This is a genomic window from Catenibacterium faecis, assembly GCF_014306455.1.
In the GTDB taxonomy this organism is placed as follows: domain Bacteria; phylum Bacillota_I; class Bacilli_A; order Erysipelotrichales; family Coprobacillaceae; genus Catenibacterium; species Catenibacterium mitsuoka_A.
In genome coordinates this window covers 72,541-98,579 of sequence record NZ_JACRWG010000003.1, presented here as the reverse complement: position 1 = coordinate 98,579, position 26,039 = coordinate 72,541, and the positions used below count along the sequence as shown (strand labels likewise).

Sequence of the window (26,039 nt, the reverse complement as noted above, 5' to 3'; positions counted from 1 at the left end):
AGAAAAATCACGCTCTCCGCCGAAGCTGTCAAACGGCAGATTTTTGCTTATTCTGGCTTGTCTGCCTACAACCTGCAAGAACACGGATAGTCAAGGGTGCGTAAGCATTGATTTTACCCTTTACTATCTGGGGGATTGCTGGTACTTCCCAAACCGCCAGAATAAGAAATCACAATTAAAAAACTTATCAAATATAGAAAGAAACGAGGTAAAACAATATGGAAATGAAATATGTCGTGCCAGATATGACACAGTCTTTTGGAACTCTTGAATTTGCAGGCGAAAGCGAGCCAGTCTTTGAAAGAGATAAAAATAACCGCAGGGTCTTAGCCAGACGAAGCTATAACCTTTATTCTGACATACAGAAAGGCGAAAATGTTGTGGTGGAAATTCCTGTGCAGGCTGGCGAAAAGCATTTCAAGTATGAACAGAAAGTAAAACTTGTCAATCCGAAGTTATACGGCAGAGGTTACGCAATCGGGGATATGGGACATACCGATTATGTATTAGTTGCTGATGATATTGTAGCAGTTGAAGAAAAGTAAAGGAGTGAAGAATTTATGAGATTATCAAACGGGTTTGTTATTGACAAAGAGAAAACATTTGGAGAATTAAAGTTTACAGCGGTACGTGATGTGTTCTTGCAGAATGAGGACGGGACACCGAGTACCCAGCTTAAAAAGCGTATCTATGATTTGAAGTGCAGTCTGCACGGTGGAATTATCCCCGTGTCTGTACCGCCAGAAGTACCGTTAAGGGAATTTCCTTACAATGCAGTTGTGGAGCTTGTCAATCCAGTAGCCGATACGGTATCAAGAAAAACCTATACGGGTGCAGATGTGGACTGGTATGTAAAGGCAGAGGATATTGTATTGAAGAATAAAGGCAACCAGAACGCAGGTAGCCCACAGAACCCTACACCGCAGGGACAGCCGAAGAAATAAAAGTGATGTATTTGTCTTAATTTTGATTGACACGAACAATGCGGAGTGATATATTTATCTCATAAAGATACAAAAACATCTCATTTGAAAGGAGAGATAAATATGTCAAAGAAACAAATTAAAAAAATTATTTTTATGGGGGTAGGGTGTGCTTTATTGCTTATTGTTGGTACAATCTACTCCCTATTATACAATGATGGACGCTGGGTCAAAAATATGGATATGTCGGAATATGTATTTTCTTACAAGGATATTCCTATGTTAGTAATTGGAGCTTTAATAGCACTATATGCTATCTATATAGTAATTATCTGCTTTAAAAATGTCTTTTCAAAAAACAGCAGGGAAAAACGATATTCAAGAACAATTTCTCCTTACTGGGGATTTTGTGGAATGTTTGGTTTTCTGGGGTTTGGCGGATTTTGGACATACTATAAATTTGGAGAAATATTTCCTTTTGCTTTTTTCATATTTTTTGGTTTTTTCAGTTTTTTCTTTGAAGGTAAACTTTCTCATATCTTAGAAGATGAGCTTTTTCAAGAAAATAAACGTAAGGCACAATTAGAAGCCTACAAGATAGGTTTTAAACTATTATTTGTAGTTATCTGGCTTATGGCAATAGGTATGTTTTCCCGTAATGTTGAGTGGTGTGCAATATTTATGCTGATTTCTGTTCCACTTATCTATGCTCTTGTTCTTTTTCTTAGCAACTATTTATTATATCGTTATGAAAAAAGGGAATAAATTATGGAAGCAAAGTTTGTATGTAATTTAAAAAAATATCGTGTAGCACAAGAATTAACACAAGAACAACTCGCTGACATTGTAGGTGTTCGTCGTGAAACTATTATGAGATTAGAAAAAGCACAATATAATCCGTCACTTAAATTGGCAATAGATATTTCAAGAGCTGTAAAAGCTCCGATAGAAGATATATTTATTTTTGAATAAAGACAGTTTAAAGCAGTTAGTCTTAGGATTGACTGCTTTTTTCATATCCAGAAAGGAGTGATTGATTTATGCGTAAGATTTGTAACAAAGGACACCGTATCAGAGCCAGCGACAAGCAACTTGTCTATCACTTTTCCATAGGGACGCTTCTGTTTGTATTCGTAGCGGTTCTTTTGCTACTGAATACGAAACAGCTCATGCGTACCGATTGGGAGCATTTCAGCTTGTTAGAGAACGGCTTGACGCTCTCCCCTTACAACTTCATAACCATACTGATAGCGACTGGTGTTTGTGCATTGGTCGCTTTTCTGTATTACCGCTTCTGTTACGATAGTTTCAAGAAGCTCCTGCACCGTCAAAAGCTGGCAAGAATGATACTGGAAAATAAGTGGTATGAAGCCGATACCGTACAAGACAGCGGTTTTTTTACTGACCTGCAAAGCAGATCAAGAGAAAAAATCGTCTGGTTTCCAAAGATTTATTATCAAATGGAAAAGGGACTGCTTCATATCCGCTGTGAAATCACGCTGGGGAAATATCAAGACCAGCTTTTACGGTTAGAGGATAAATTGGAAAGTGGCTTGTATTGTGAGCTGACCGACAAGACCCTGCATGACGGCTATATCGAATATACCCTGCTTTATGATATGATAGCGAACCGCATTACCATTGATGAAGTACGGGCAGAAAACGGCTGTCTTAGACTGATGAAAAATCTTGTCTGGGAATATGACGCACTCCCTCATGCTCTGATTGCTGGTGGAACTGGTGGCGGTAAAACCTATTTTCTGCTGACGCTCATTGAAGCCTTACTGCATACCAACGCTGTCCTTTATATCTTAGACCCGAAGAACGCTGACCTTGCAGACTTAGGGACAGTTATGGGAAATGTGTATCACACCAAAGAAGAAATGATAGATTGCGTCAATGCCTTTTATGAGGGCATGGTACAGCGAAGTGAGGAAATGAAGCGACACCCGAACTATAAGACGGGCGAAAACTACGCCTATCTGGGACTGCCACCCTGCTTTCTTATCTTTGATGAATATGTGGCATTTTTTGAAATGCTGGGGACAAAAGAAAGCGTGAGCCTACTTAGCCAGTTAAAGAAAATCGTTATGTTAGGGCGACAAGCAGGTTATTTCCTTATCGTTGCCTGCCAGCGTCCAGACGCAAAGTATTTCTCGGACGGTATCAGAGATAACTTCAATTTCCGTGTGGGACTTGGGCGTATCAGCGAATTAGGTTACGGTATGCTGTTTGGTTCAGATGTGAAAAAGCAGTTTTTTCAGAAGCGTATCAAGGGGCGTGGATATTGTGATGTGGGAACAAGCGTTATCAGTGAGTTTTACACGCCTTTAGTCCCGAAAGGACATGATTTTTTGCAGACTATCGGCTCTCTTGCACAAGCAAGGCAGGACGGGACGGCGACGTGCGAAGCGAAAGGCGACGGCACGGACTAGCCGTTGCTGGTGTGGCGTTAGCCACGCCAGCAGGTAAAACCCCTCGGTATCTAACAGAGGGGTACGTTTGCAAATAGACAATAGACGAAAAACACAGGAAACATAAGGCTTATCGCATGGTTTCCTAGCAAAAATCGGCTGTGAAGTCGCCTTAAAAAACTTCACACTTGACAGATTGGGGGTATGGTTCTGAATGAAGAACAATGGATAAAAGAATTACGGGAAAAACGGATTGCTTACGGTATCTCACAAGGCAGGCTGGCGGTGGCGTCTGGTATCACAAGAGAATATCTCAACAAGATAGAAAGCGGAAAAATGAAGCCGTCAAAGGAACTTCTGAATACTCTGCATAAAGAACTGGCAAAGTTCAATCCAGAAGCACCGCTTACCATGCTGTTTGATTATGTGAAAATTCGTTTTCCCACGCTGGATATACAGCACATCATCAAAGATATATTAAAACTGAATATCAACTATATGCTCCATGAAAATTACGGGCGTTACAGTTATACGGAGCATTACTCTTTAGGGGACATCTTTATCTATACGTCGGCTGACGAAGAAAAAGGTGTCCTTTTAGAGTTAAAGGGGCGTGGTTGCAGGCAGTTTGAAAGTTACCTGCTGGCACAGCAAAGAAGCTGGTATGACTTTCTTATGGACGCACTTATAGACGGTGGCGTGATGAAGCGTATCGACCTTGCTATCAACGACCATACGGGCATTTTGGATATTCCAGAGCTTGCGGAAAAATGCAGGAAACGGGAATATATCGGAAAGTCCAGAAGCTATAAGTTTTACCAGTCGGGCGAGCTTATCAAGCACAGAGAGGACGACAGAGAATATATGGGGCGTACCCTTTATCTTGGGTCGCTGAAATCAGATGTGTATTTCTGTATCTATGAAAAGGACTATGAGCAGTACGTCAAGTTAGGGACACCTCTGGAAGAAGCCGACATTATCAACCGTTTTGAAATACGGCTTCGCAATGAACGAGCCTATTATGCGGTACGAGATTTACTGACCTATTATGACGCAGAACAGACCGCTTTTTCTATCATCAATCAGTATGTGCGGTTTGTTGATGAAGAACCCGACAAGCGAAAAAATGACTGGAAGCTCAATGACCGCTGGGCTTGGTTTATCGGCGATAACAGACAGAGCTTGAAGCTGACGACAAAACCAGAGCCTTACACCTTAGACCGCACATTGCGGTGGGTACAACGGCAGGTAGCACCGACCTTAAAAATGCTGAAAAAGATTGATAAGGGAAACGGTACAGACTACATGGAAACAATCGAACAGCAGGCAAAGCTCACAGAAAAGCATGAAATGATAATCAAACAGCAGACGACCCCTGCAAAAGATTTAGTAGAAAGTTAGGAGTGATAAAAAATGTGGGTATTATTAAAAGACTTCCTGCTGGTATCTATGGGAATGGGTATCGGCGTAGTCTTGATGTGTATTTTGAATGTCGGCAAAGAAGCTGACTATGAAATGGAACAATTAAAAGAAAGCGAGGACAATTAAATGAATTTCGGACAAAATTTATATCAATGGTTTTTATCAAACGCACAGAGCTTAGTGCTTATGGCGATTGTGGTTATCGGTATCTACTTAGGGTTCAAGCGTGAGTTTTCAAAGCTCATTGGCTTCTTGGTAGTTGCCTTGATTGCTGTCGGCTTGGTATTCAATGCCGGCGGTGTGAAAGATGTACTGTTAGAGCTGTTCAACAAGATTATCGGTGCATAAAATTTTATTGTAGTGCTAATATGTGAGTGATATAATATGGATATGAAGAAAACGACAAATATGAATTTGAACTTAGGAGGAAAACTATTGTGTCAAATATAAAACTAAGAAATACATATAAGTCTTATACAGCGATATTTGTAATTGGTATATTAGTAGGGTGTATATGTAGACTGTTAGATTATTTTCCCGCAGATACACTATGGAGTTTTTCATCACCTCAAACATTGTTTGGTTTTTGGATTATTACCAATACTATCATCGTTATGTTAAGCACCTCAAATATTTGTGCAGGAATTAGTTCGTTCTTGTATATGTTTGGAATGACATTAAGTTTTTATGCTTTACAAGCAATATTAGGAATGTTTATACCTATGTTTTCCGGCGGATTCCGCTTTGGGCTATTCATATTGTTTACTGTTTGGTCAATCGCTTGTGCAATAGCAGCATTTATTCTGTACTATTGGAATAGGGAACATATTTTTAGTTCAGTATTATATTCTTTACCAGTAGGAGCATTATTTGCTGAAACAATAGCAGTTTTTATTTATTTTTTGGAACATCAAACATTCCTATTTCAGTTGTTAATGGATATTATAGGAGCTGTTGTGTTTACCATAATATTTTTCAAAAAAGTAAACTATAGAAAAATGTATATTGTCGGAATTGTATTAAGTACTTTGGTATTTTATTATATTTTTCCATGGTAGTTTATATTGATAAATCCCAGTTTGACAATTTCATATCCATACACACAAAGCAGTTAGTCTTAGGATTGACTGCTTTTTTCTTACCTAAATTTTAGATTGGAGTGATGAAATGAGCGATATTTTTAAGGATATGCAGACGAAAGTCGGCTGTGATTATATTTCCGACCTGCCCTCTTACAAGCGTAAGGTGTGGCAGGAAATGAAACGACTGAACCCTGCCGATTATGAAGAAAGACAGTTAGAAGATTTTTCTAAATATGTGTTTGGTATGTCGTACCAGACCTTACAAGATGTGATGAAACAACAGAAAGGACGTGAGGAACAATGCAGGAAACAAGGGTGCTGGTGGAAACGAAAGGAACAACTGGCGAAGAAACAACATCATACTGGTTTGACCTGCCGATAGATGTTGCAGAGTTTGAAGAAAAGTTAGGTGTCGGTGCAGAAAGTGGGGATTACCGCATTATCGAAAAGGTACTGCCCTTTGCTGATGAAGTCCACGAACATACAAGCGTGTACCAGCTCAACGAATTAGATTTTATGTACCGCCAGCTTTCAAGCGATATGCAGGAAGAATATGTATCACTTCTTACCGTGTATGAAAATTTAGAAGCACTTTATATTTGCAGGAACGTGATTACGGTTTATCCCGACTGCAAAAGCATGATAGATGTTGCAAGGCAAAAGCTGATGAACGACCCGACATTTAAGCATTTATCCGAGGACTGTCAAGAATATTACTTTGACTTTGAAGCCTACGCTTCTCACTTGCAGGAACACGGGAAATTTTTAGTAACAGAACACGGTATCTTTGAACTGCCAGAGTAGGAAATGAGGTGGTGCTTATGATTGATGATATGGCGGTTTACATTGCTAATCTTGGCAAATACAATGAGGGCTATTTAGTCGGTGCTTGGTTCACGTTCCCCATTGACGAGGAAGATGTGAAAGAAAAAATCGGCTTGAATGAACAGTATGAGGAATACGCTATCCATGATACCGACAACTTCCCCATTGCGATTGGCGAGTATGTTTCCATTGAAGAACTCAATGAGATGTATGAAATGATAGAGGAACTTCCCGACTATATTGTAGAGTGTCTGGACGAATTTATCAGCCACTACGGGACGCTGGAAGAAGTCGTGGAACACAAGGACGATATTTATTATTATCCCGACTGTGAAACTATGACAGACGTTGCCTATTACTACATAGACGAATTGCAGGCACTTGGGGACATTCCACCCAGCTTACAGAATTACATTGACTATGAAGCCTACGGGCGAGATTTGGATATGGGCGGTTGCTTTATTGAAACAAGCCGAGGTATGTGCGAGATACCATATTAACGCTGGAAGATCAGCGACAAGCATTGTTGTTACTGACAGCGTATTTCTCTTTAAGGGACAGTCTGAAAATGGCTGTCCTTTTCTATTTAGAAACTTACGAAAGGAGCTGAAAGAACTTGAAAAAGATTAAATCTTATACGGGTATCTGGAACGTGGAAAAAGTCTTGTATGCAATCAATGACTTTAACTTACCCTTTCCCGTTACCTTTACACAGATTACATGGTTTGTGATTACGGAATTTCTCATTATTCTGTTTGGGGATATTCCCCCACTTTCCATGATTGAGGGAGCATTTCTCAAATACTTTGGTATTCCCGTTGCTCTCACATGGTTTATGTCGCAGAAAACCTTTGACGGAAAGAAGCCGTACAGCTTTTTGAAATCACAGATAACCTATGCCCTGCGACCGAAAATCACTTATGCAGGAAAAGCCGTAAAACTGCATAAGCAGATACTCAATGAAACAATCACGGCAGTAAGGAGTGTGAACTATGTTCCCGATAAAATATATTGACAATAACCTTGTCTGGAATAAGGACAATGAGGTGTTTGCTTATTATGAGCTGATACCATACAACTATTCTTTCCTATCCGCAGAGCAGAAATTTATCGTGCATGACAGTTTCCGACAGCTTATCGCACAGTCCCGTGAGGGAAAAATTCATGCGTTGCAGATTGCAACGGAAAGCTCAATACGAAGTATGCAGGAGCAGTCAAAGAAGCTGGTTACGGGGAAATTAAAGGAAGTTGCCTGCCAGAAGATAGACGAACAGACCGAAGCGTTAGTATCAATGATTGGGGACAATCAAGTGGACTACCGCTTTTTTCTTGGCTTTAAGCTCATGGTTACGGAAGAACAGCTCAATCTGAAGAACATCAAAAAATCGGCGTGGCTGACATTCAAGGAATTTCTCCATGAAGTGAACCACACGCTGATGAATGACTTTGTTTCCATGCCGAATGATGAAATCAACCGTTATATGAAAATGGAAAAGTTGCTGGAAAATAAAATCTCCCGTCGCTTTAAGGTGCGTCGCTTGGAAATCCATGATTTTGGGTATCTCATGGAACATCTTTACGGCAGGGACGGTATCGCCTATGAAGATTATGAGTACCAGCTACCAAAGAAGAAATTACAGAAAGAAACGCTGATAAAATACTACGACCTTATCCGTCCGACAAGGTGTGTGATTGAGGAAAGCCAGCGGTATTTGCGATTGGAACATGAGGACAGGGAAAGCTATGTGTCCTACTTTACCGTCAATGCGATTGTTGGCGAGCTTGATTTTCCGTCGTCTGAAATCTTCTATTTCCAGCAACAGCAATTCACATTCCCCGTTGATACTTCTATGAATGTAGAAATCGTGGAGAACCGTAAAGCATTAACAACCGTCCGCAACAAGAAAAAGGAATTGAAAGACCTTGACAATCACGCTTATCAAGCAGGAAGTGAAACAAGCTCAAATGTGGTGGACGCATTAGACAGCGTGGATGAGCTGGAAACGGACTTAGACCAGACAAAAGAAAGTATGTATAAGCTCTCTTATGTAGTGCGTGTATCGGCTGATGATTTGGACGAATTAAAACGCCGTTGTGATGAAGTCAAAGATTTTTACGACGACCTCAATGTAAAGCTGGTGCGTCCTGCTGGGGATATGCTGGGGCTTCATTCTGAATTTCTTCCTGCCAGCAAGCGATATATCAATGACTACGTGCAGTATGTAAAATCAGATTTCTTGGCAGGTCTTGGTTTTGGTGCGACCCAGCAGTTAGGGGAAACTACGGGTATCTATATGGGCTATTCCGTTGATACGGGAAGAAATGTGTACCTGCAACCGTCGTTAGCTTCGCAGGGTGTAAAAGGTACAGTAACAAACGCTCTTGCTTCTGCTTTTGTCGGTTCGCTTGGCGGTGGAAAGTCATTCTGCAACAATCTTCTGGTATATTATGCGGTGCTGTTTGGCGGTCAAGCAGTCATTTTAGACCCCAAAGCTGAGAGGGGCAACTGGAAAGAAACGCTCCCAGAAATCGCCCATGAAATCAATATCGTAAACCTTACCAGCGACAAGGACAATGCAGGACTTCTTGACCCGTTCGTGATTATGAAGAATGTAAAAGACGCTGAAAGTCTGGCAATCGACATCTTAACATTCCTTACGGGTATTTCCTCTAGGGACGGCGAAAAATTCCCTGTACTTCGTAAGGCGGTACGCTCCGTTACCCAGAGCGACAGTCGGGGCTTGCTCCATGTGATAGACGAGCTACGCCGTGAAGATACACCCATATCAAGAAATATCGCAGAACATATCGACAGCTTCACGGACTACGACTTTGCACACCTGCTGTTTTCAGACGGTACGGTGGAAAATGCAATCAGTCTGGATAACCAACTCAATATCATTCAAGTAGCGGACTTAGTATTACCAGATAAGGATACAACATTTGAGGAATACACGACCATTGAATTATTGTCGGTGTCTATGCTGATTGTGATTAGTACCTTTGCCCTTGATTTTATCCATTCAGACAGAAGCATTTTTAAGATTGTAGACCTTGACGAAGCGTGGGCGTTCTTAAATGTGGCACAAGGCGAAACTTTATCAAATAAGCTGGTGCGTGCTGGACGAGCTATGCAGGCAGGCGTCTATTTTGTTACACAATCTTCTGGCGACGTGTCAAAGGAAAGTCTGAAAAACAATATCGGCTTGAAGTTTGCCTTTCGTTCTACTGACATCAACGAGATAAAGCAGACCTTAGAATTTTTCGGTATCGACAAGGACGACGAGAACAACCAGAAACGCTTGCGTGATTTGGAGAACGGACAATGCTTATTGCAGGACTTATACGGGCGTGTCGGTGTGGTGCAGATACACCCAGTCTTTGAAGAACTGCTACACGCCTTTGATACCAGACCGCCCGTACAGAGAAATGAGGTGGAGTGATGAAAGAAAGGATAAAAGGTGCGTTCACAAAAAGGAAGATACTTCACTTTCTCAAAATGGCTCTGTTTGTCGTGGCACTCTCCCTTATCCTGCTCTCACTTCTGGGGACGGTGGCTCATGCGACGGGGCTTGTGGACGATACCATAAACGCAGAAAATCTTTACTCAAAATATCCGCTGTCGAATTACCAGCTTGATTTTTATGTGGATAATAGCTGGTCGTGGTTGCCGTGGAACTGGCTGGACGGGATTGGAAAATCGGTGCAGTACGGGCTTTACTGCATTACCAATTTTGTCTGGACGATAAGCCTTTATTTAAGCAATGCTACGGGCTATGTGGTGCAGGAAGCCTATAAGCTGGACTTCATCAATGATATGGCAGACAGTATCGGAAAAAGCATACAGACCCTTGCAGGCGTAACACAGAACGGTTTTTCCAGCTCTGGCTTTTATGTCGGTTTCCTGCTTCTCATTATCTTAGTGGTGGGACTTTATGTTGCCTATACGGGACTGATAAAACGGGAAACCAGCAAGGCACTTCACGCTGTTATCAACTTTGTGGTGGTGTTCGTGCTGTCCGCTTCTTTTATTGCCTACGCTCCCGATTACATCAAGAAGATAAATGAATTTTCATCAGACATCAGTACCGCTTCTTTGGACTTGGGAACAAAAATCATGCTCCCCAACTCTGACAGCGAGGGCAAGGACAGCGTGGACTTGATACGGGACAGCTTGTTTTCCATTCAAGTGGAACAGCCGTGGCTCTTGCTTCAATTTGGTAACAGCAACGCAGAGGAAATCGGGACAGACCGTGTAGAAGCTCTGGTATCAGTAAGTCCAGAGGACGAGGACGGCAAGACCAGAGAGGAAGTCGTGAAAACAGAAATCGAGGACAATGACAACAACAATCTGACGATACCGCAGGTCGTAAACCGTTTAGGTATGGTGTTCTTCCTGCTATTCTTTAACTTAGGTATCACGATATTTGTATTCTTGCTTACGGGTATGATGTTGTTCAGCCAGATACTCTTTATTATCTTTGCAATGTTTTTACCTATCAGCTTTCTACTTTCCATGATACCGAGCTATGAAAGCATGGCAAAGCAGGCAATCGTGAGGGTATTTAATACCATAATGACACGGGCAGGAATAACGCTCATTGTAACGGTGGCGTTCAGCATTTCCAGTATGTTTTATAACATCTCCACAGACTACCCGTTCTTTATGGTGGCGTTCTTGCAGATAGTGTGTTTTGCTGGTATCTATATGAAACTGGGCGACTTAATGAGTATGTTCTCACTTAATGCTGGCGACAGTCAAAACATGGGACGAAGAATTTTCCGCAGACCGTATCTGTTTATGCGACATAGGGCTAGGCGTATGGAACACCGTATTGCAAGGGCGGTAAGTGCTGGCGGTATTTCGGGTGGTGTGGCTGGTGCGGTAGCTGGAAGTGCCGTTGCTGGCAAGAGAGCCGAAAGAAAAAATACGGCTTCTAAAGAAAATCGGGGCAATACCACTTCCAGCATGGGACAGCGTGCAGGCTCAAAGGTGGGTGCTGTCTTAGATACGAAAAATAAAGTGAAAGACAAGGCTAACGCTGTCAAAGAGAATATCAAGGATATGCCGACACAGACCGCTTATGCGGTGTATTCCGCAAAGGAAAAGGCAAAGTCCAGCGTATCAGACTTCAAGCGTGGCATGGTGCAGGAACAGCAGTCCAGACAGACGGGACGCTTGGAAAAGCAGGAACAGCATAGACAGAATATCGCTGACAAACGTATGGAGCTTCAAAAGGCACAAGAAGCAAGACAAAGAAAGACGGACGGATCAGCGACAACGGGAGCTACCCGTCCCCATGAGCGACCAGTCACAGCTTCAACCATTCCAAAGCCGAGTGTTGAAAAAATGCAGGAAGTCAAACGCCCAGCCACAGCTCCAACTCCGAAAGCAAGTGAACCAGTCAAGACAAATGTTGTGAAAGAGCGTCCGTTATCTTCTGGTGCTTCTGATAAGAAAGCGACCCAGCCTGCACAGCCAGTACATAGGCAGAATGTAGAAAAAGTAGTATCGCAGGAAACACGCCAGAATTACAAAGCAGAGCGTACTACAAAGAAACAGACCTTTGAACAATCAAAGCGTACAACGGAACATACCGAAAAGAACCGTAACCTTGTAACGAAGAAAGGACAGAAGAAAAAATGAAACTGAAACATATCGCTCTTATTGGCAGTCTGTTTCCTATCCTCTTTTCCATAGTCCTTTTCTTTGGTGTCCTCATTAGTGCGGACAGCGACGACGAGAACAGCAACTTTTCTTCTGGCATTACGGGTATGAATTTATCCGCAGAAGTCTTGAAACATCAGCCTATGGTGGAAAAATACGCCAGAGAAAACGGTATCTCCGAGTATGTCAACGTGCTACTGGCTATCATTCAAGTAGAAAGTGGCGGTACGGCAGAAGATGTTATGCAGAGTTCAGAAAGTCTTGGTTTACCGCCCAACTCTTTAGATACGGAAAGCTCAATCAAGCAGGGGTGTAAGTATTTTGCGTCCCTGCTTTCTTCCTGTAAAAATCAAGGTATCGACGATTTGAATGTAGCGATACAGTCCTATAACTATGGCGGTGGTTATGTGGGATATGTGGCAGGAAAAGGAAAGAAACACACCTTTAACCTTGCAGAGAGCTTCGCCCGTGAGAAATCGGGTGGAAAGAAAGTAACCTACACCAACCCGATAGCCGTTGCGAAGAACGGGGGTTGGCGGTATCAGTATGGCAATCAATTTTACGTCGAATTAGTCAATCAGTATTTAACTGTTCCGCAGGTATCGGGAGAGCTGGCACAAAAGGTCATGAATGAAGCGTTAAAATATCAAGGCTGGAAATATGTGTATGGCGGTAGCAATCCCAACACTTCTTTTGACTGTTCGGGACTGACGCAATGGTGCTATGGAAAAGCTGGTATCTCCTTACCGAGAACCGCACAAGCACAGTATGACGCAACCCAACATCTTCCACTTTCGCAGGCAAAGGCTGGGGACTTGGTATTTTTCCATTCTACCTATAACGCTGGAAGTTATGTAACACACGTCGGTATTCTTGTTTCGCCGACACAGATGTACCACGCAGGCGACCCGATAGGATATGCAGACCTAAGTAGTAGTTACTGGCAACAGCACTTAATCGGTGCAGGACGAGTAAAACAATAGAAAGTGAGGATTTCATCATGTTTAGAAAGAATAAGAAACAGACAGAAACTATCAAAGAACCCAAAGAAAAAAAGGTGCGTACTTTCAAGGTAGGCACACATAAAAAATCCGTGATTGCATTGTGGGTGGTGCTTATCGCAAGCGTGAGCTTTGGGGCGTATAAGAATTTTACGGCTATCGACCAGCACACGACCCATGAAAAAGAAATCATAGAGCTTCGCTTGCAGGACACCAACGGGATAGAAAATTTTGTGAAGAACTTTGCAAAGCCCTACTACACATGGAGTAACAGCAAAGAAGCGATTGAAGCAAGGACGCAGGCAATCAGCGGTTATCTGACAAAGGAATTGCAGGACTTGAATGTGGATACCATTAGAACCGATATACCGACTAGCTCCACAGTTACAGATGTGATTGTATGGAGTATTGAACAGTCGGGAACGGACACTTTTTCTGCTACCTACGAAGTGGATCAGCAGATAAAAGAGGGAGAACAGACAAGCAATGTGAAAGCAACCTATACCGTAAAAGTCCATGTAGACGCTGACGGGGATATGGTAATCGTTCAGAACCCTACCCTTGCACCAGCAATCGAGAAATCAGATTATGAGCCTAAGACACCAGAAGCAAATGCAAGTGTAGACGCTGATACCGTCAATGACGCTACTGCATTTCTTGAAACATTCTTTAAGCTGTACCCGACAGCCACAGAAAAAGAGCTTGCCTACTATGTATCGGGAAATGTGCTTGAGCCTATCGGCAGGGACTACATTTATGCTGAACTGGTAAACCCTATCTTTACAAAGGACGGGGACAATGTGAAAGTCAAAGTTGCTGTGAAATTCCTTGATAATCAGACAAAGGCTACACAAATATCGCAGTATGAACTTGTGCTACATAAGGATAGCAACTGGAAGATTGTAGGATAATAAAATATGGAAAGTTTGCTTGACATTCTTTACTTGCAGGAGTATCATAAGATTAGAAAAGGAAAGCAAACTTTCCATTTGTTCAAGAAAGGGGTATGTTGTGAAAAATCGTTTAGAAGAATTACGAAAACAAAGAGGTATTAAACAAGAAGATTTAGCGACTGCTCTTGAAGTATCTCGTCAAACAATAGGCTCTTTAGAAAATGGACGCTACAATCCCTCTATTATCTTAGCTTTTAAAATTGCAAGGTACTTTCAAATGAGTATTGAAGAAATATTTATTTATGAGGAGGAAAGCAAATGAAACATAAGATACAAAAAGTTGAATTATTTATCGGTGTAATAATCTTTTTAGGTGGTTTACTAACTTATGGTTTAGGCGTACACCAACTATTGCCCGTACCTCGTCCAGATTTGGTTGTCTATGGTACAACGCTTATTGGAATAATATTGATTTTTATGGGTTGTGATATATTCAGTAAGCCAACAAAAGAAATGCAAATATTAGAAAATGATGAAAGAAATATCGCAATTACTAATGCTTCTCTTGCGAATGCTTATAAAGTAACACTTACATTATTGGTTCTTGTATTATTTGCTCTTGTCTTTATGGGATATATGAGTAAAGTTGTGTTTTTTTCGATAGCAGGAGTTATTGCTATCGGACAAATTACATGGGTTATAACAGCTCGTTATTTAGATAAAAATACGTCTTAATTCTTCAAGTATTTTTAGTTTTTCCTTCTCCATAACTACGCCCCATTCTTTTTTTGTATAGTAATATTGTATCATTAAGAATCACAAATCACAAGTGATTTGTGATTAATCACTTGTGATTTGTGATAAGTGATTTGTGATTAATATATAAAAGCCCTCTTTAAAGGGCTTTTATGTTTATTTTGAAAAAGAGATAAAATCAATATATCCCTTTTCCCCAATTTTTACAACGGCATTGTAGGGCTTTTTCTCTTTGTTTTTGATTCCTTTTACCAGGGTTTCTTTTCCCTCCAGTAATTCTTTTACATTCGTTTTGGTTAGTTTTTTCTTTCTAAAATGTTCAGCTAAAGTAAACTTACATTCAGGATAATTTGAACAACCATAAAACGATTTTTTTAATACAATATTGTTGCCACACTTAGGACATTTTCCTACAAGGGGTCCCGAGCGCTTAGTGGGAATTTGTACCCCTTATCGATACAAATTCCCCGTAGGCGCTAGGGACCTCTTTAGCTTCTTGGAAGCTGTCAGTAGTATATCTAATAATTTATCTCCATTCCCTTTAGTAACGTGTAACTTTCCAAATTTAAAAAAGCGACTCATAGAATTATTTCCTCCCGTTAAATAATAGATAACTATTAAAAATAGACAATACTTGCTCATAAGTAACGGTACTTAAATTGTTTACTTTGGCGTGTTTCATTGCTTGATGAAACTGATTTTTAGTAAACAGTTGACGATATTCTCGATTGACCCATTTTGAAACAAAGTACGTATATAGCTTCCAATATTTATCTGGAACATCTGTGGTATGGCGGGTAAGTTTTATTAAGACACTGTTTACTTTTGGTTTAGGATGAAAGCATTCCGCTGGCAGCTTAAGCAATTGCTGAATCGAGACTTGAGTGTGCAAGAGCAACCCTAGTGTTCGGTGAATATCCAAGGTACGCTTGTAGAATCCTTCTTCAACAATCAGATAGATGTCAGACGCATGGCTTTCAAAAACCACTTTTTTAATAATTTGTGTGCTTAAATGGTAAGGAATACTCCCAACAATTTTATACCTCTGTTTGTTAGGGAATTGAAACTGTAGAATATCTTGGTGAATTAAAGTGACACGAGTATTCAGTTTTAATTTTTCTGACGATAAGTTGAATAGATGACTGTCTAATTCAATAGACGTTACCTGTTTACTTATTTTAGCCAGTTTCGTCGTTAAATGCCCTTTACCTGTTCCAATTTCGTAAACGGTATCGGTTTCTTTTAAATTCAATTGTTTTATTATTTGGTTGAGTACTTTTTCACTCGTTAAAAAGTTTTGAGAATATTTTATATTTTTGTTCATGTAATCACTCCTGAAGTGATTACATCTGTAAATAAATACAGAAGTTAAACGATTTGTTTGTAATTTTAGTTATCTGTTTAAAAAGTCATAAGATTAGTCACTGGTAGGAATTAATCTAACGTATTTATTTATCTGCGTAATCACTGTTTTTAGTCTGTTTCAAAATAGTAGATGTTTTATCTACATTACGCATTTGGAATACCAACATGACGAATCCCTCCTTCTTAATTACAAATTTTTAGCATCTAATTTAACTTCAATTCCTATTATACACAAAATTTTAAGATACTGCAATATCAACACACTCTTAAGTTTGCTTCTAAGTCTTATTTCCATAACTTCTTTTACGTTTCCGCCATTCTTTGCTGTTTCGATTTTTATGATATGGTGCAAGTCAGCACGAACACGAACCGTCTTATCTCCCATTATATCTTTTTTTGCACTGATTGGTGTATCATTTCGTTTTTCTTTTTGTGCGCCTAAATTTCCCACAATCACTCACTTCTTTCTATTTCTTCTTATTCTTATTTTATCATCAACAATCACAAATCACTTGTGATTTGTGATAAGTGATTTGTGATAAGTGATTTGTGATTAATATATAAAAGCCCTCTTTAAAGGGCTTTTATGTTTATTTTGAGAAAGATATAAAATCAATATATCCCTTTTCCCCAATTTTTACAACGGCATTGTAGGGCTTTTTCTCTTTGTTTTTGATTCCTTTTACCAGGGTTTCTTTTCCCTCCAGTAATTCTTTTACATTCGTTTTGGTTAGTTTTTTCTTTCTAAAATGTTCAGCTAAAGTAAACTTACATTCAGGATAATTTGAACAACCATAAAACGATTTTTTTAATACAGAAAATGTAGTCTTTTGAAAGGTGGAATTAACAATGAAGAAAAAATTATCATTTATCATTGAGATTATTATAGGTATAATCTTTATATGTTTTGGATATTTCGTTATTGATACTGATTATTACGCTACACTTTTTTACGCAATGGGGTTCGGTTTAGCTTTTGCTTCTGGTGTTCAATTATTGAAAATTTGTTATTATGAAATGCCAAAAAATAAAGAAAAATTACAAAATATAAATAGAGAAAATCACATCAATAATGTTGATGAAAGAAAAATATTTTTAAGAATGAAAGCTGGTTCTTTAGTATATCAGTTAATGACTTTCGTGTACTTGTTTGTTGCTTTTGTACTTGCGTTACTTCATATTGAAGCATGGATTATAGGCATTATATTTGGTTTATTCCTACTGCAAACATTTTTAGGGATTATTCTATATAAGCATTTTGAAAAACATTTCTAAAACATTCAGTAAATTGTGACGAGGTAATACTATGATAGGACTTAAAAAACGAGATATTAAAAAAGCATTGAAAGCTGGTGCAAAAGCTGGCGGTGTGTCATTAGCTGATGTTCGAGCTGATATTGAAGCGACGATTGATGAAGCTATGAACAGCACCGACCCAGAAGTGCAGGAGAATTTCAGAAAGTATTTTGGAAATAAACGCCCTACTCCAGAAGAATATATTTACAAGATTACAAAAAAGACAAAAGTTTAATAGAAATCAAGTGCTGTAAGGGGGCTTGTGTCATGGAAAGTTTTAAGCATAATCTTATACGGTCATACACTACCTAACAGCATTTTATTAACAACTGAATATCTCACAGCTTTAATAGCTCGTACAGACTATATGTTTTGTGCGGGCTTTTTTTGTACCCGAAAAAATTTTTTCATTTTTTTTCAAAATCATGCAACAAATCACACCTTGCTGTACAGATATGGTGCGGAAAGAGGGATAAACACTTTTCACGTCATAACGGAAAGGGGGTGTGATGATATGAAACCGTCGGACTTCCAAAAGACAATACAATGTCAATTTGACTGCAAGCTCAAACGTGTAGTGAAAGGCATTGTCCGTAATTATCGCAAAGAATTAAAGCGACGAAGAAATAAGGAAATTTCCTATTGTGAACTTCCAGAAATCGTCGTAGAAAAGCTGGCAGTCTGGGACGAATACGAAAGCGATTATACCGCCTTTGATGTATGTGGTATTGAGGTTCGTGTCCTTGATGATGATTTAGCAGAAGCGATTAAGTATCTGTCTGAAAAAGACAGAGAAATCTTGTTGATGTATTTCTTCTTAGGCATGAGCGATACAGAAATCGGCGACAGATTAAAGATTAACCGTTCAACGTCGTTCCGCAGTAGGAAGAACTCACTTGAAGAAATCAAGAAAAAATTAAAGGAGAACATGAATGATGAATAACACACGCCCGTCATTTTACCTTATTTCGTCGGCTGTGGACGGCAACGTAAATGCGATTGAAAAGATACTGGCGTTGTATGACCCGTACATATCAAAATGTTGTTTGCGTCCGTTCTACGACAAATATGGTAATGTCTGCATAGTCGTAGACATGGAATTAAAAGGACGTATCAGAGAAGCACTTATCAAAATGATTTTGGACTTTGATATTCCTTTAGAAACCGAAGAATAACAAGCAGTAACCGCAGAGCATGATTTGTTCAATCCCCTCTTTCCTGCTCTGCCCCTGCTTTTACATGAAAGCAACACGCTTTCGCCACAGCTCTTTGACAACTGAATAAAGCAGACAGATACGTTTGTGAGATAGCGAGCCACGGGGACTGTACGCCACGACCTTTTCAAAAGAAAGCGAGCGACCCACGCAGTGATCCGAGAGCGACTGTTGGAAAAGTCGTTTTGCCACGACCTATCCTCACAGAATAATGATACGTCCGCATGGTGCGGTTCTGCCCACAAGAATGGGAATAGTTGAGATACTAACGGAGCTTTCCAAAGCCGTCTGCCTGCTTGTAAAAAATGACACACAGTAAAGGGGGTGCATAGATTATGAACAATACTGATGTGCCTATCTGGGAAAAATATACGCTGACGATTGAAGAAGCGTCCAAATACTTCCGCATTGGCGAAAAGAAATTGCGTAAATTAGCCGAAGAAAATATTGACGCTGGCTGGGTTATCGTGAACGGTAACCGTATTCAGATTAAGCGAAAACAATTTGAAAAAATCATAGATACATTGGACGAAATCTAATGTCATTGAGCCGTAGATATGGTATAATAAATATAGCGTATCACGGCTCATTCCATGACGGAAAGGAGCTTTACACTATGTCTAATGTAAAACGAAAAGACGGTAAAAATCGCAATTTGCGTAATGGAGAGAGCCAGCGAAAAGACGGAAGATACGTTTATAAATATACCGATATATACGGAAAGCCACAATTTGTCTATTCTTGGAAACTTGTACCGACAGACAAGACACCTGCTGGAAAGCGTGATGATATATCGTTGAGGGAAAAAGAAGCACAGATAAAAAAAGACCTTAACGACGGTATCGACACAGTCGGCGGTAAAATGACAGTCTGCCAGCTCTACGACAAGAAGAACAGCCAAAGAAAGAACATCAAAAGGGCTACTGAAAAAGGACGACAGTATCTTATGAACGCTCTGAAAAACGACCCGTTGGGTATGAGGGCGATTGATACTGTGAAGCAATCGGACGCTAAAGAATGGGCTATCAGAATGAGTGAAAAAGGATATGCCTATAAAACGATTGATAACTATAAGCGTTCCTTGAAAGCGTCATTTTACATGGCGATACAAGACGACTGTATCAGAAAGAACCCGTTTGAATTTAAGCTAAGTGATGTTCTGGAAGATGATACGGAGCAGAAAGTTATCCTTACACCAGAGCAGGAAGAACGCCTGCTTGCCTTTATGGAAAAGGACAAGATTTACAGCAAGTATTATGATGAGGTTGTGCTTCTGCTGGAAACGGGACTTCGTATTTCTGAATTTTGCGGACTGACGACGCATATTGATATGCAGAACAGAATACTCAATATAGACCACCAGCTATTGAAAGATAGCGAAATAGGCTACTATATTGAAACACCAAAGACCAAAAACGGAAAACGGGAACTTCCATTGACAGAACGGGCTTATCAAGCAATCCAAAGAATACTAAAGAGCAGAGGAAAAGCACAACCGCTGATTGTAGGTGGTTACAGCAATTTCCTATTCTTAAACCGTGAGGGCTTGCCTAAAGTTGCAGGAAACTATGAGGGTATGGTGCGAGGATTGATTAAGAAATATAACAAGTATCACACGGATAAGTTACCGAACATCACACCACATTCATTCAGGCATACTTATTGTACGAATATGGCAAATAGAGGAATGAACCCAAACACCCTGCAATATCTCATGGGACACGCTAACATAACCATGACACTTGGCTATTACGCACACGGTACATTTCAATCTGCAAAAGCGGAACTGGAAAGACTGGCTTGTTAATATCGGAGCTTATATTTACTACTCATTTACTACTTTTGGTTGCATTTTCATGCTGGTAAATGCCAGCTTATGCAAGGTATCTTCCAAAAAGAAAATACCGATAAAGCCCTAAAATACGGGATATATCGGCATTTACCAACTTATGAAAAGATAATCAGAAATTTAGTAAGTTTTTAAAGTAAAAAATAGCGATTTCTAGGTAGTGACACCCACATAAATCGCTATTTCTTGATTTTTTAAAATATCTTAAAAAATGTTGATTTCATCAGTTTTTTTGATGACATCCATTTTAACTCTTAAATTTGGTGGAGGCGGGGGGAATCGAACCCCCGTCCAAAAGCCGTTCCATATCAGGTGTCTACAGTTTATCTTATTGAATCAATTTAAGTATGTTACGATCAATAAGCAATCTTTCGCATACCGATTTCTGATTGATTTTCATGAATATAGTCAGAACATCCTATATCCCTTATCTTACAGGTTATGTTACAGACTCTAAAGGTGTAAGCGCAGATAGGTCTGCATTCGCAAGTCTATGTCGACTATTAAGCGAAAGCGTAATTTGTTCTGTTTCCAGATATTTGTTTGTGCATGTAACGTTTGCCAACGACTGCTGCCTGATTCAAACTGACCCCTGTCGAATCCAAGACGCCCCCATTAATAAGCGCGTTTGAGAGCTTTCTCAATATCGCGCTTAGCATCTTTTTCTTTTAAATCATTACGCTTGTCATAAAGCTTCTTACCTTTTGCAAGAGCAATTTCTAACTTTGCTTTTGAGGTATTGAAGTAAAGCTTTGTAGGAACGATTGTTAAACCATCCTCATGAACCTTCTTCTCTAGTTTACTAATTTCTTTCTTATGAAGCAATAGTTTTCTAATACGTCTAGGTTCATGATTAAAGATATTTCCATTTTCATAAGGGGCAATATACATATTCTCAATAAAAGCTTCATGGTCTTTAATTCTTACAAAACAGTCCTTAAGGTTGGCACTGCCTTTGCGAATAGACTTGATTTCAGTACCTTTTAGTTCAATACCTGCTTCAAAAGTTTCTAGGATAAAATAATCATGATATGCTTTTTTGTTATTTGAGATGATTTTCATATATATTACCTTCTTGTACGGAATTTTCTTTTCTTCTTTCTATGACTTCCAGCTTTTACAAGCTCGAAGTCAATTGTCTTTTCTAGCTTATTTGCTTCAGTTACTCTGACCTTTACTGGATCACTCATCTTGAACATACGTCCTGTATGTTCACCGATAAGAATAAGATTCTTTTCATCATAAGCATAATAATCATCTGTTAAGGAAGTCATATGAACAAGACCTTCGATGGTATTAGGAAGTGATACAAAGAATCCAAAACTTGTAATAGAAGAAATATAACCATCAAATACCTCACCAACATGATGAGACATAAATTCAGCTTTCTTCATATCTTCTACTTCACGTTCAATATCAATCGCAATTCTTTCACGATTAGAAGACTGTTCAGCAAGTACTGGAATCATTTCTTCAAACTCATTCATTCTAGAATAATCATTCTTAAATAAGTAAGTTCTAATCAAACGATGTACCAATAAGTCTGGATAACGTCTAATAGGTGATGTGAAGTGTGTATAGAATTCATCTGCAAGACCGAAGTGTCCAAGACATTGAGCATCATAACGTGCTTTCTGCATTGATCTTAATAATAATGTGGAAATAATATCATGCTCAGGTGTTCCCTTAGATTCTTCAATCATACGTGCTAATTCATGAGGGTTGATCTTTTCAAGAGACCCATGAATAGTATAACCCAAAGGCTTCGCAATGGAAACAAATTGTTGTAACTTCTCTTTTTTAGGATACTCATGTATACGATAGATAAAAGGTACATCCATCCATTTAAAGTGTTCAGCCACTGTTTCATTAGCACATAACATGAACTCTTCAATAATATGATCACTCTCACCACGATTTCTTAAGACAACATCTACAGCACGTCCTTTATCATCTACAAGAACCTTTGCTTCATCTACATCAAAGTCAATCGCACCACGACGATCTCTCTTCTTTCTTAAGATAGCAGCTAATTCTTTCATATTAAAGAATAACTCAACAGCATCACTGTATTTCTTCTTTAGTCCTTTATGACCTGCAAGAATTGCATTCACATTATTGTATGTCATACGATGAGAACTTCTAATAACAGTAGGGTAGATATTATGATCTACAACCTGACCTTTATCATTGATTTCCATAATACAGCTAATTGCATAACGGTCCACACCTTCATTAAGTGAACAGATCCCATTAGATAACTTATGAGGCAGCATAGGAATCACTCTATCTACAAGATAAATAGAAGTCCCTCTTCTAATCGCTTCCTTGTTTAATTCAGTTCCTTCTTCTGCATAGAATGAAACATCCGCAATATGAACACCTAACTGATAATTCCCATTATCTAATTTCTTTAAAGAAATCGCATCATCCAAATCCTTGGCATCATCACCATCAATAGTCACAATCTGCCAATCTCTAATATCTAAACGATTAGGAATATCACTTGGATCAATAGACTGAGGAATAGACTCAATCTCATCATAGACTGCCTGTGGGAAATCAATATCTACATCATACTTATTCACAACAGATAAGATATCTACACCAGGATCATTCTTATGACCAATAATCTTAACAATATCACCCTTTAAATAAGGCTTGTACTTCTTAATTTCTACAACAACCTTATGTCCAGGCATAGCTCCATGTGCATGGGCTTCATCTACATAAATCCAATCAGTAAACTTAGGATCATCAGGCATGATGATGAGTTCTCTTCTACCTTTTCTGACTAATCCAACAAGTCGAGTCATACCACGCTTAATGATCTTTACAACACGTCCTTCAGGTTTTCCTCTATAGACAGTTGTTTCAATCATAACCTCATCCTGATCAAAAGCACCATTGAGGTTCTTACTATTAATATAGTATTCAGTCTCTTCATCAACTTTTACAAAACCAAATCCCTTTTTATTTAAACTCAAAACACCTTTTAAATAATGGAAATCATCTATTGAATGATAGTTATTCTGATTATCTCTAATCACTTCACCATCTTCTTCTAATCTATTCATAAGCTTTACAAATGCGATATATTCTTCAGTAGAATCATAATGTAGTGCACTTGCTAGAGCATCTATTTTTCTATCTTTTAAGTCTTTATTCTGTAATAATTCTAAAACATCTTCTTTCATATATTCACCTCCAACAAAAGAAAAGAGGCACTCATAAGTGCCCCTTTATTATTATCCTGCCATTTTAATAAGAATTGCGATAACAAAGAATGCAATACCTAGTCCCACAGTAATACGTGTAAGAACTAAATCCACACCTCTTTCTTTTTGCTGTGCAAAAAGATTAGAGCTCTGGCCAGTTAATGCATTAACAATACCATCAGTTTTTCCCGTTTGTAAAAGACACACAATAATTAGGGCTATAGAAACAATGATCAAAAGTACTTCTAACATTTTTCCTGCCTCCTTCTCTTTTAGACTTTTTCTACATTAGCGAATAAATAATATCATAAAAATATATTGATTACAACACCTTTATTTGTTCGCACCATTGTTGTAATCAAGGGATACAATACTAAAACGGTTATTCTTTTCTATAAGTGTTATTTTAATGTTGATTGTTTGATAGTTGTAATAGAAATTCTTTTTATTAAATGTAATTTCTAATCCAACATCCGTATATTCATAATCCTCTAAACCACTTAATGTGACATCGGATGCTCTTGTATAGTTCACTTCATATGTTGTGACTTCATCAAGATTTGTTTTATTCGCAATCATATCATTCACATTCGCATAATAGCTAGACTTCGCAAACTCTTCAAAGTTAGCTAAACGATCACTATAGAAATACTGCGCACCACCAATCTCATCTTTTTTCTTATTAGAAATAGTAAAGAAATCAATCGCAAATAATGCAGCAACATTTTGACATGTATTTCTCTTAGTATGAGATGCATTAATATCTTCATGTACTGATTTCATTAAAGAAGTAGGATGATTTGGCATCTCATAAGTAATGACTGGAGTATTCACAACTGGCTTCTTATCATTATGACTATGATAAACAAGGACGCCACTTACTGCAATCACAGCACATAAGAATCCAATAAGAATATATTTCACATGATGTCTTTTTGCTATCATTAAATATGTCTTAGATTCTTTGATCTTTGGTAAATCATCTCTTTTTAAGAATATATTGAGAATTGTAAGAATTGGTTTATATTTACGTGAAATCATATTGGTATATTCCACGAATATCTCAAATACAAGGAGTAATAATGCGAATAATAGAATTGATGCAGTTACACTATATATATGGATAAATGAGCAGATAGAGAATAATGCGGTCGCAATATATAGAATAAGAACACTCTTAGTCTGACCTAGTTCTAGTGAGAACATCAATTTATGATGTAAATGTCCTTTATCTGCTTCATCAAAGCGTTGATGATGTACTTTACGTCTAATAATCGCAATGAGTGTATCCATAATAGGTACTGCCAATACGACAATAGGTGCCCCTAAAGTAAAGAATGTAGAGGTCTTGAATCCAAATCCTAATAAAGAAATCACAGATAACATGAAGCCAATAAATAAAGCCCCACAGTCACCCATAAATATTTTTGCAGGATGGAAATTAAATACTAAAAATCCTCCAATGGATCCTGCAAGTAAGAGTGTTAATGAAGTGATATCTGTACGTCCATAATGGATAGAAATGAGTCCTGTAGTAACTAATACAATCATGGATATTCCACCACATAAACCATCTAATCCATCAATAAGGTTTACTGCATTGGTAATACCTACAATCCATCCTAGAGTGACTATTAAGGCAATAGAATAAGAAAGAATAGTAGGAATATAAGGAATAGTAAATCCCTTTAAAGATATACCACCATAAAATATGACTATAAGTGCTGCAGCGACCTGTCCAAGAACCTTCATCTTTGGAGGAAGGTCATGAATATCATCATATAAGCCAAACAAGAAAACAATCAAACCACCTATTAATATAGAGTTGATCTGATTATCTGTTTTAAGGAATACCATTGCCCCTATAAGGAATGCCACATAGATGGCATATCCACCTGTACGAGGAATAATACCATGATGTACAGTTCTATTATTAGTATGAGCTATTATACCCATTTCTTTTGTGATTTTACCGATAAAAGGGGTTAGGATGACTGATATAATGAATGTCACACAGAACGCTAATATATTATTGAGTGTCATAGAAGCCTCCTTATTATGCTCATTATATATCAAATAGAAAGCATGTGCAAAATAATGAAATCTAACGCAA

33 protein-coding genes, 1 other RNA gene and 1 pseudogene are annotated in these 26,039 nt (G+C 38.7%); 25 read left to right on the top strand and 10 right to left on the bottom strand.

All coding sequences use genetic code 11. The annotated features are described in order from the left end of the window. The first annotated feature begins 218 nt into the window (after positions 1–218). The 19 genes from H8909_RS02255 (at position 219) to H8909_RS02165 (ending at position 14,963) form a co-directional block, all read left to right on the top strand. Positions 219–545, top strand: a complete 327-nt coding sequence (locus H8909_RS02255; RefSeq protein WP_027089109.1) for a YdcP family protein — start codon at positions 219–221, stop codon at positions 543–545. Positions 546–560: 15 nt separating this feature from the next. Beyond that, entirely contained in the window at positions 561–944 is a 384-nt protein-coding gene (locus H8909_RS02250; RefSeq protein WP_027089108.1) for a YdcP family protein, read from the top strand. 102 nt (positions 945–1,046) lie between these two features. Continuing rightward, positions 1,047–1,688 (top strand): DUF2178 domain-containing protein, encoded by a 642-nt coding sequence (locus H8909_RS02245; RefSeq protein WP_187011663.1) that lies wholly within the window; start codon positions 1,047–1,049, stop codon positions 1,686–1,688. Positions 1,689–1,691: 3 nt separating this feature from the next. Next, positions 1,692–1,895, top strand: a complete 204-nt coding sequence (locus tag H8909_RS02240; protein WP_008787613.1) for a helix-turn-helix transcriptional regulator — start codon at positions 1,692–1,694, stop codon at positions 1,893–1,895. Positions 1,896–1,963: 68 nt separating this feature from the next. Next, a complete protein-coding gene (locus H8909_RS02235; protein WP_187011662.1) occupies positions 1,964–3,358 on the top strand; it encodes an FtsK/SpoIIIE domain-containing protein in 1,395 nt (464 codons plus the stop codon). A gap of 183 nt (positions 3,359–3,541) precedes the next feature. Next, positions 3,542–4,738, top strand: a complete 1,197-nt coding sequence (gene mobT / locus H8909_RS02230) for a MobT family relaxase (protein WP_008787615.1) — start codon at positions 3,542–3,544, stop codon at positions 4,736–4,738. A gap of 12 nt (positions 4,739–4,750) precedes the next feature. Beyond that, on the top strand, positions 4,751–4,885 hold the full coding sequence (locus H8909_RS02225) for a DUF3789 domain-containing protein (protein ID WP_017143882.1): 135 nt from the start codon (positions 4,751–4,753) through the stop codon (positions 4,883–4,885). After that, entirely contained in the window at positions 4,886–5,107 is a 222-nt protein-coding gene (locus H8909_RS02220) for a hypothetical protein (protein ID WP_002323342.1), read from the top strand. 89 nt (positions 5,108–5,196) lie between these two features. Further along, the gene (locus H8909_RS02215) at positions 5,197–5,817 is read left to right on the top strand and encodes a hypothetical protein (RefSeq protein ID WP_008787617.1); all 621 of its coding nucleotides are present in this window, start codon (positions 5,197–5,199) and stop codon (positions 5,815–5,817) included. Positions 5,818–5,926: 109 nt separating this feature from the next. Further along, positions 5,927–6,223, top strand: a complete 297-nt coding sequence (locus tag H8909_RS02210) for a hypothetical protein (protein ID WP_008787618.1) — start codon at positions 5,927–5,929, stop codon at positions 6,221–6,223. After that, entirely contained in the window at positions 6,142–6,645 is a 504-nt protein-coding gene (locus H8909_RS02205) for an antirestriction protein ArdA (RefSeq protein WP_008787619.1), read from the top strand. Before H8909_RS02210 ends, H8909_RS02205 begins: the two co-directional genes overlap by 82 nt. Before the next feature lie 17 nt (positions 6,646–6,662). Next, entirely contained in the window at positions 6,663–7,166 is a 504-nt protein-coding gene (locus tag H8909_RS02200) for an antirestriction protein ArdA (RefSeq protein WP_002323345.1), read from the top strand. A gap of 116 nt (positions 7,167–7,282) precedes the next feature. Beyond that, on the top strand, positions 7,283–7,681 hold the full coding sequence (locus tag H8909_RS02195; RefSeq protein WP_009243016.1) for a conjugal transfer protein: 399 nt from the start codon (positions 7,283–7,285) through the stop codon (positions 7,679–7,681). Further along, complete coding sequence (gene tcpF / locus H8909_RS02190; RefSeq protein ID WP_008787620.1) at positions 7,659–10,109, top strand: conjugal transfer ATPase TcpF; 2,451 nt, start codon at positions 7,659–7,661, stop codon at positions 10,107–10,109. The genes H8909_RS02195 and tcpF overlap by 23 nt, the downstream gene beginning before the upstream one ends. Further along, positions 10,109–12,313, top strand: a complete 2,205-nt coding sequence (locus H8909_RS02185; RefSeq protein WP_187011661.1) for a CD3337/EF1877 family mobilome membrane protein — start codon at positions 10,109–10,111, stop codon at positions 12,311–12,313. Before tcpF ends, H8909_RS02185 begins: the two co-directional genes overlap by 1 nt. Continuing rightward, entirely contained in the window at positions 12,310–13,317 is a 1,008-nt protein-coding gene (locus tag H8909_RS02180) for a bifunctional lytic transglycosylase/C40 family peptidase (protein ID WP_008787622.1), read from the top strand. Before H8909_RS02185 ends, H8909_RS02180 begins: the two co-directional genes overlap by 4 nt. 17 nt (positions 13,318–13,334) lie before the next feature. Continuing rightward, a complete protein-coding gene (locus tag H8909_RS02175) occupies positions 13,335–14,246 on the top strand; it encodes a conjugal transfer protein (protein WP_008787623.1) in 912 nt (303 codons plus the stop codon). A gap of 100 nt (positions 14,247–14,346) precedes the next feature. Then, positions 14,347–14,550: a helix-turn-helix transcriptional regulator gene (locus H8909_RS02170; protein WP_008787624.1), complete on the top strand. Its 204-nt coding sequence runs from the start codon at positions 14,347–14,349 to the stop codon at positions 14,548–14,550. After that, on the top strand, positions 14,547–14,963 hold the full coding sequence (locus H8909_RS02165) for a hypothetical protein (protein ID WP_008787625.1): 417 nt from the start codon (positions 14,547–14,549) through the stop codon (positions 14,961–14,963). Before H8909_RS02170 ends, H8909_RS02165 begins: the two co-directional genes overlap by 4 nt. A 177-nt stretch (positions 14,964–15,140) precedes the next feature. Here H8909_RS02165 and H8909_RS02160 read toward each other — a convergent pair whose 3' ends face one another. The 5 genes and pseudogenes from H8909_RS02160 to H8909_RS02140 form a co-directional block, all read right to left on the bottom strand. Then, positions 15,141–15,425: a topoisomerase C-terminal repeat-containing protein gene (locus H8909_RS02160; protein ID WP_002326770.1), complete on the bottom strand. Its 285-nt coding sequence runs from the start codon at positions 15,423–15,425 to the stop codon at positions 15,141–15,143. A 145-nt stretch (positions 15,426–15,570) separates the two neighbouring features. Next, positions 15,571–16,308, bottom strand: a complete 738-nt coding sequence (gene erm(B) / locus H8909_RS02155; RefSeq protein WP_002292226.1) for a 23S rRNA (adenine(2058)-N(6))-methyltransferase Erm(B) — start codon at positions 16,306–16,308, stop codon at positions 15,571–15,573. A 124-nt stretch (positions 16,309–16,432) separates the two neighbouring features. Continuing rightward, positions 16,433–16,516, bottom strand: coding sequence for a 23S rRNA methyltransferase attenuation leader peptide (locus H8909_RS02150; protein ID WP_023948524.1), 84 nt, complete (start codon positions 16,514–16,516; stop codon positions 16,433–16,435). Between the two features lie 48 nt (positions 16,517–16,564). After that, positions 16,565–16,734 (bottom strand): annotated as a pseudogene (locus H8909_RS13695) (MLS leader peptide). 205 nt (positions 16,735–16,939) lie between these two features. Next, the gene (locus tag H8909_RS02140) at positions 16,940–17,224 is read right to left on the bottom strand and encodes a topoisomerase C-terminal repeat-containing protein (protein WP_008787627.1); all 285 of its coding nucleotides are present in this window, start codon (positions 17,222–17,224) and stop codon (positions 16,940–16,942) included. On the opposite strand from H8909_RS02140, the gene H8909_RS02135 reads away from it, so the two are divergent. The 6 genes from H8909_RS02135 to H8909_RS02110 all read left to right on the top strand — a co-directional run bounded on the left by H8909_RS02135 (position 17,199) and on the right by H8909_RS02110 (position 20,666). Then, the gene (locus H8909_RS02135) at positions 17,199–17,624 is read left to right on the top strand and encodes a hypothetical protein (protein ID WP_008787628.1); all 426 of its coding nucleotides are present in this window, start codon (positions 17,199–17,201) and stop codon (positions 17,622–17,624) included. The genes H8909_RS02140 and H8909_RS02135 overlap by 26 nt on opposite strands. A gap of 31 nt (positions 17,625–17,655) precedes the next feature. Then, positions 17,656–17,880 carry a hypothetical protein gene (locus H8909_RS02130; protein ID WP_008787629.1) on the top strand — a complete coding sequence of 75 codons (225 nt, stop codon included), beginning with the start codon at positions 17,656–17,658 and terminating at the stop codon, positions 17,878–17,880. 279 nt (positions 17,881–18,159) lie between these two features. Then, positions 18,160–18,588: an RNA polymerase sigma factor gene (locus tag H8909_RS02125; protein WP_008787630.1), complete on the top strand. Its 429-nt coding sequence runs from the start codon at positions 18,160–18,162 to the stop codon at positions 18,586–18,588. Continuing rightward, complete coding sequence (locus H8909_RS02120; protein ID WP_008787631.1) at positions 18,578–18,820, top strand: helix-turn-helix domain-containing protein; 243 nt, start codon at positions 18,578–18,580, stop codon at positions 18,818–18,820. Before H8909_RS02125 ends, H8909_RS02120 begins: the two co-directional genes overlap by 11 nt. Before the next feature lie 374 nt (positions 18,821–19,194). Next, positions 19,195–19,398: an excisionase gene (locus H8909_RS02115; RefSeq protein ID WP_004613735.1), complete on the top strand. Its 204-nt coding sequence runs from the start codon at positions 19,195–19,197 to the stop codon at positions 19,396–19,398. A 77-nt stretch (positions 19,399–19,475) separates the two neighbouring features. After that, positions 19,476–20,666 (top strand): site-specific integrase, encoded by a 1,191-nt coding sequence (locus tag H8909_RS02110; RefSeq protein ID WP_009271880.1) that lies wholly within the window; start codon positions 19,476–19,478, stop codon positions 20,664–20,666. 303 nt (positions 20,667–20,969) lie between these two features. Here the strand turns inward: H8909_RS02110 and ssrA are convergent. The 5 genes from ssrA to H8909_RS02085 all read right to left on the bottom strand — a co-directional run bounded on the left by ssrA (position 20,970) and on the right by H8909_RS02085 (position 25,969). Beyond that, positions 20,970–21,322, bottom strand: a transfer-messenger RNA (tmRNA) gene (gene ssrA, locus H8909_RS02105). A 1-nt stretch (position 21,323) separates the two neighbouring features. Next, positions 21,324–21,770 carry an SsrA-binding protein SmpB gene (gene smpB / locus H8909_RS02100; RefSeq protein ID WP_187011660.1) on the bottom strand — a complete coding sequence of 149 codons (447 nt, stop codon included), beginning with the start codon at positions 21,768–21,770 and terminating at the stop codon, positions 21,324–21,326. 5 nt (positions 21,771–21,775) lie between these two features. Further along, positions 21,776–23,905, bottom strand: a complete 2,130-nt coding sequence (rnr, locus tag H8909_RS02095) for a ribonuclease R (RefSeq protein WP_187011659.1) — start codon at positions 23,903–23,905, stop codon at positions 21,776–21,778. A gap of 51 nt (positions 23,906–23,956) precedes the next feature. Then, positions 23,957–24,178 carry a preprotein translocase subunit SecG gene (gene secG / locus H8909_RS02090; protein WP_006504859.1) on the bottom strand — a complete coding sequence of 74 codons (222 nt, stop codon included), beginning with the start codon at positions 24,176–24,178 and terminating at the stop codon, positions 23,957–23,959. An 81-nt stretch (positions 24,179–24,259) separates the two neighbouring features. Beyond that, positions 24,260–25,969: an MraY family glycosyltransferase gene (locus H8909_RS02085; protein ID WP_187011658.1), complete on the bottom strand. Its 1,710-nt coding sequence runs from the start codon at positions 25,967–25,969 to the stop codon at positions 24,260–24,262. Positions 25,970–26,039 lie beyond the last annotated feature (70 nt).

Coding starts and splice junctions, on each gene's coding strand:
- H8909_RS02255 (WP_027089109.1), top strand. CDS start 219: ATGGAAATGAAATATGTCGTGCCAGATATGACACAGTCTTTTGGAACT.
- H8909_RS02250 (WP_027089108.1), top strand. CDS start 561: ATGAGATTATCAAACGGGTTTGTTATTGACAAAGAGAAAACATTTGGA.
- H8909_RS02245 (WP_187011663.1), top strand. CDS start 1,047: ATGTCAAAGAAACAAATTAAAAAAATTATTTTTATGGGGGTAGGGTGT.
- H8909_RS02240 (WP_008787613.1), top strand. CDS start 1,692: ATGGAAGCAAAGTTTGTATGTAATTTAAAAAAATATCGTGTAGCACAA.
- H8909_RS02235 (WP_187011662.1), top strand. CDS start 1,964: ATGCGTAAGATTTGTAACAAAGGACACCGTATCAGAGCCAGCGACAAG.
- mobT (WP_008787615.1), top strand. CDS start 3,542: ATGGTTCTGAATGAAGAACAATGGATAAAAGAATTACGGGAAAAACGG.
- H8909_RS02225 (WP_017143882.1), top strand. CDS start 4,751: ATGTGGGTATTATTAAAAGACTTCCTGCTGGTATCTATGGGAATGGGT.
- H8909_RS02220 (WP_002323342.1), top strand. CDS start 4,886: ATGAATTTCGGACAAAATTTATATCAATGGTTTTTATCAAACGCACAG.
- H8909_RS02210 (WP_008787618.1), top strand. CDS start 5,927: ATGAGCGATATTTTTAAGGATATGCAGACGAAAGTCGGCTGTGATTAT.
- H8909_RS02205 (WP_008787619.1), top strand. CDS start 6,142: ATGCAGGAAACAAGGGTGCTGGTGGAAACGAAAGGAACAACTGGCGAA.
- H8909_RS02200 (WP_002323345.1), top strand. CDS start 6,663: ATGATTGATGATATGGCGGTTTACATTGCTAATCTTGGCAAATACAAT.
- tcpF (WP_008787620.1), top strand. CDS start 7,659: ATGTTCCCGATAAAATATATTGACAATAACCTTGTCTGGAATAAGGAC.
- H8909_RS02185 (WP_187011661.1), top strand. CDS start 10,109: ATGAAAGAAAGGATAAAAGGTGCGTTCACAAAAAGGAAGATACTTCAC.
- H8909_RS02180 (WP_008787622.1), top strand. CDS start 12,310: ATGAAACTGAAACATATCGCTCTTATTGGCAGTCTGTTTCCTATCCTC.
- H8909_RS02175 (WP_008787623.1), top strand. CDS start 13,335: ATGTTTAGAAAGAATAAGAAACAGACAGAAACTATCAAAGAACCCAAA.
- H8909_RS02165 (WP_008787625.1), top strand. CDS start 14,547: ATGAAACATAAGATACAAAAAGTTGAATTATTTATCGGTGTAATAATC.
- H8909_RS02150 (WP_023948524.1), bottom strand. CDS start 16,516: ATGTTGGTATTCCAAATGCGTAATGTAGATAAAACATCTACTATTTTG.
- H8909_RS02135 (WP_008787628.1), top strand. CDS start 17,199: ATGAAGAAAAAATTATCATTTATCATTGAGATTATTATAGGTATAATC.
- H8909_RS02140 (WP_008787627.1), bottom strand. CDS start 17,224: ATGATAAATGATAATTTTTTCTTCATTGTTAATTCCACCTTTCAAAAG.
- H8909_RS02130 (WP_008787629.1), top strand. CDS start 17,656: ATGATAGGACTTAAAAAACGAGATATTAAAAAAGCATTGAAAGCTGGT.
- H8909_RS02125 (WP_008787630.1), top strand. CDS start 18,160: ATGAAACCGTCGGACTTCCAAAAGACAATACAATGTCAATTTGACTGC.
- H8909_RS02120 (WP_008787631.1), top strand. CDS start 18,578: ATGATGAATAACACACGCCCGTCATTTTACCTTATTTCGTCGGCTGTG.
- H8909_RS02115 (WP_004613735.1), top strand. CDS start 19,195: ATGAACAATACTGATGTGCCTATCTGGGAAAAATATACGCTGACGATT.
- H8909_RS02110 (WP_009271880.1), top strand. CDS start 19,476: ATGTCTAATGTAAAACGAAAAGACGGTAAAAATCGCAATTTGCGTAAT.
- smpB (WP_187011660.1), bottom strand. CDS start 21,770: ATGAAAATCATCTCAAATAACAAAAAAGCATATCATGATTATTTTATC.
- rnr (WP_187011659.1), bottom strand. CDS start 23,905: ATGAAAGAAGATGTTTTAGAATTATTACAGAATAAAGACTTAAAAGAT.
- secG (WP_006504859.1), bottom strand. CDS start 24,178: ATGTTAGAAGTACTTTTGATCATTGTTTCTATAGCCCTAATTATTGTG.
- H8909_RS02085 (WP_187011658.1), bottom strand. CDS start 25,969: ATGACACTCAATAATATATTAGCGTTCTGTGTGACATTCATTATATCA.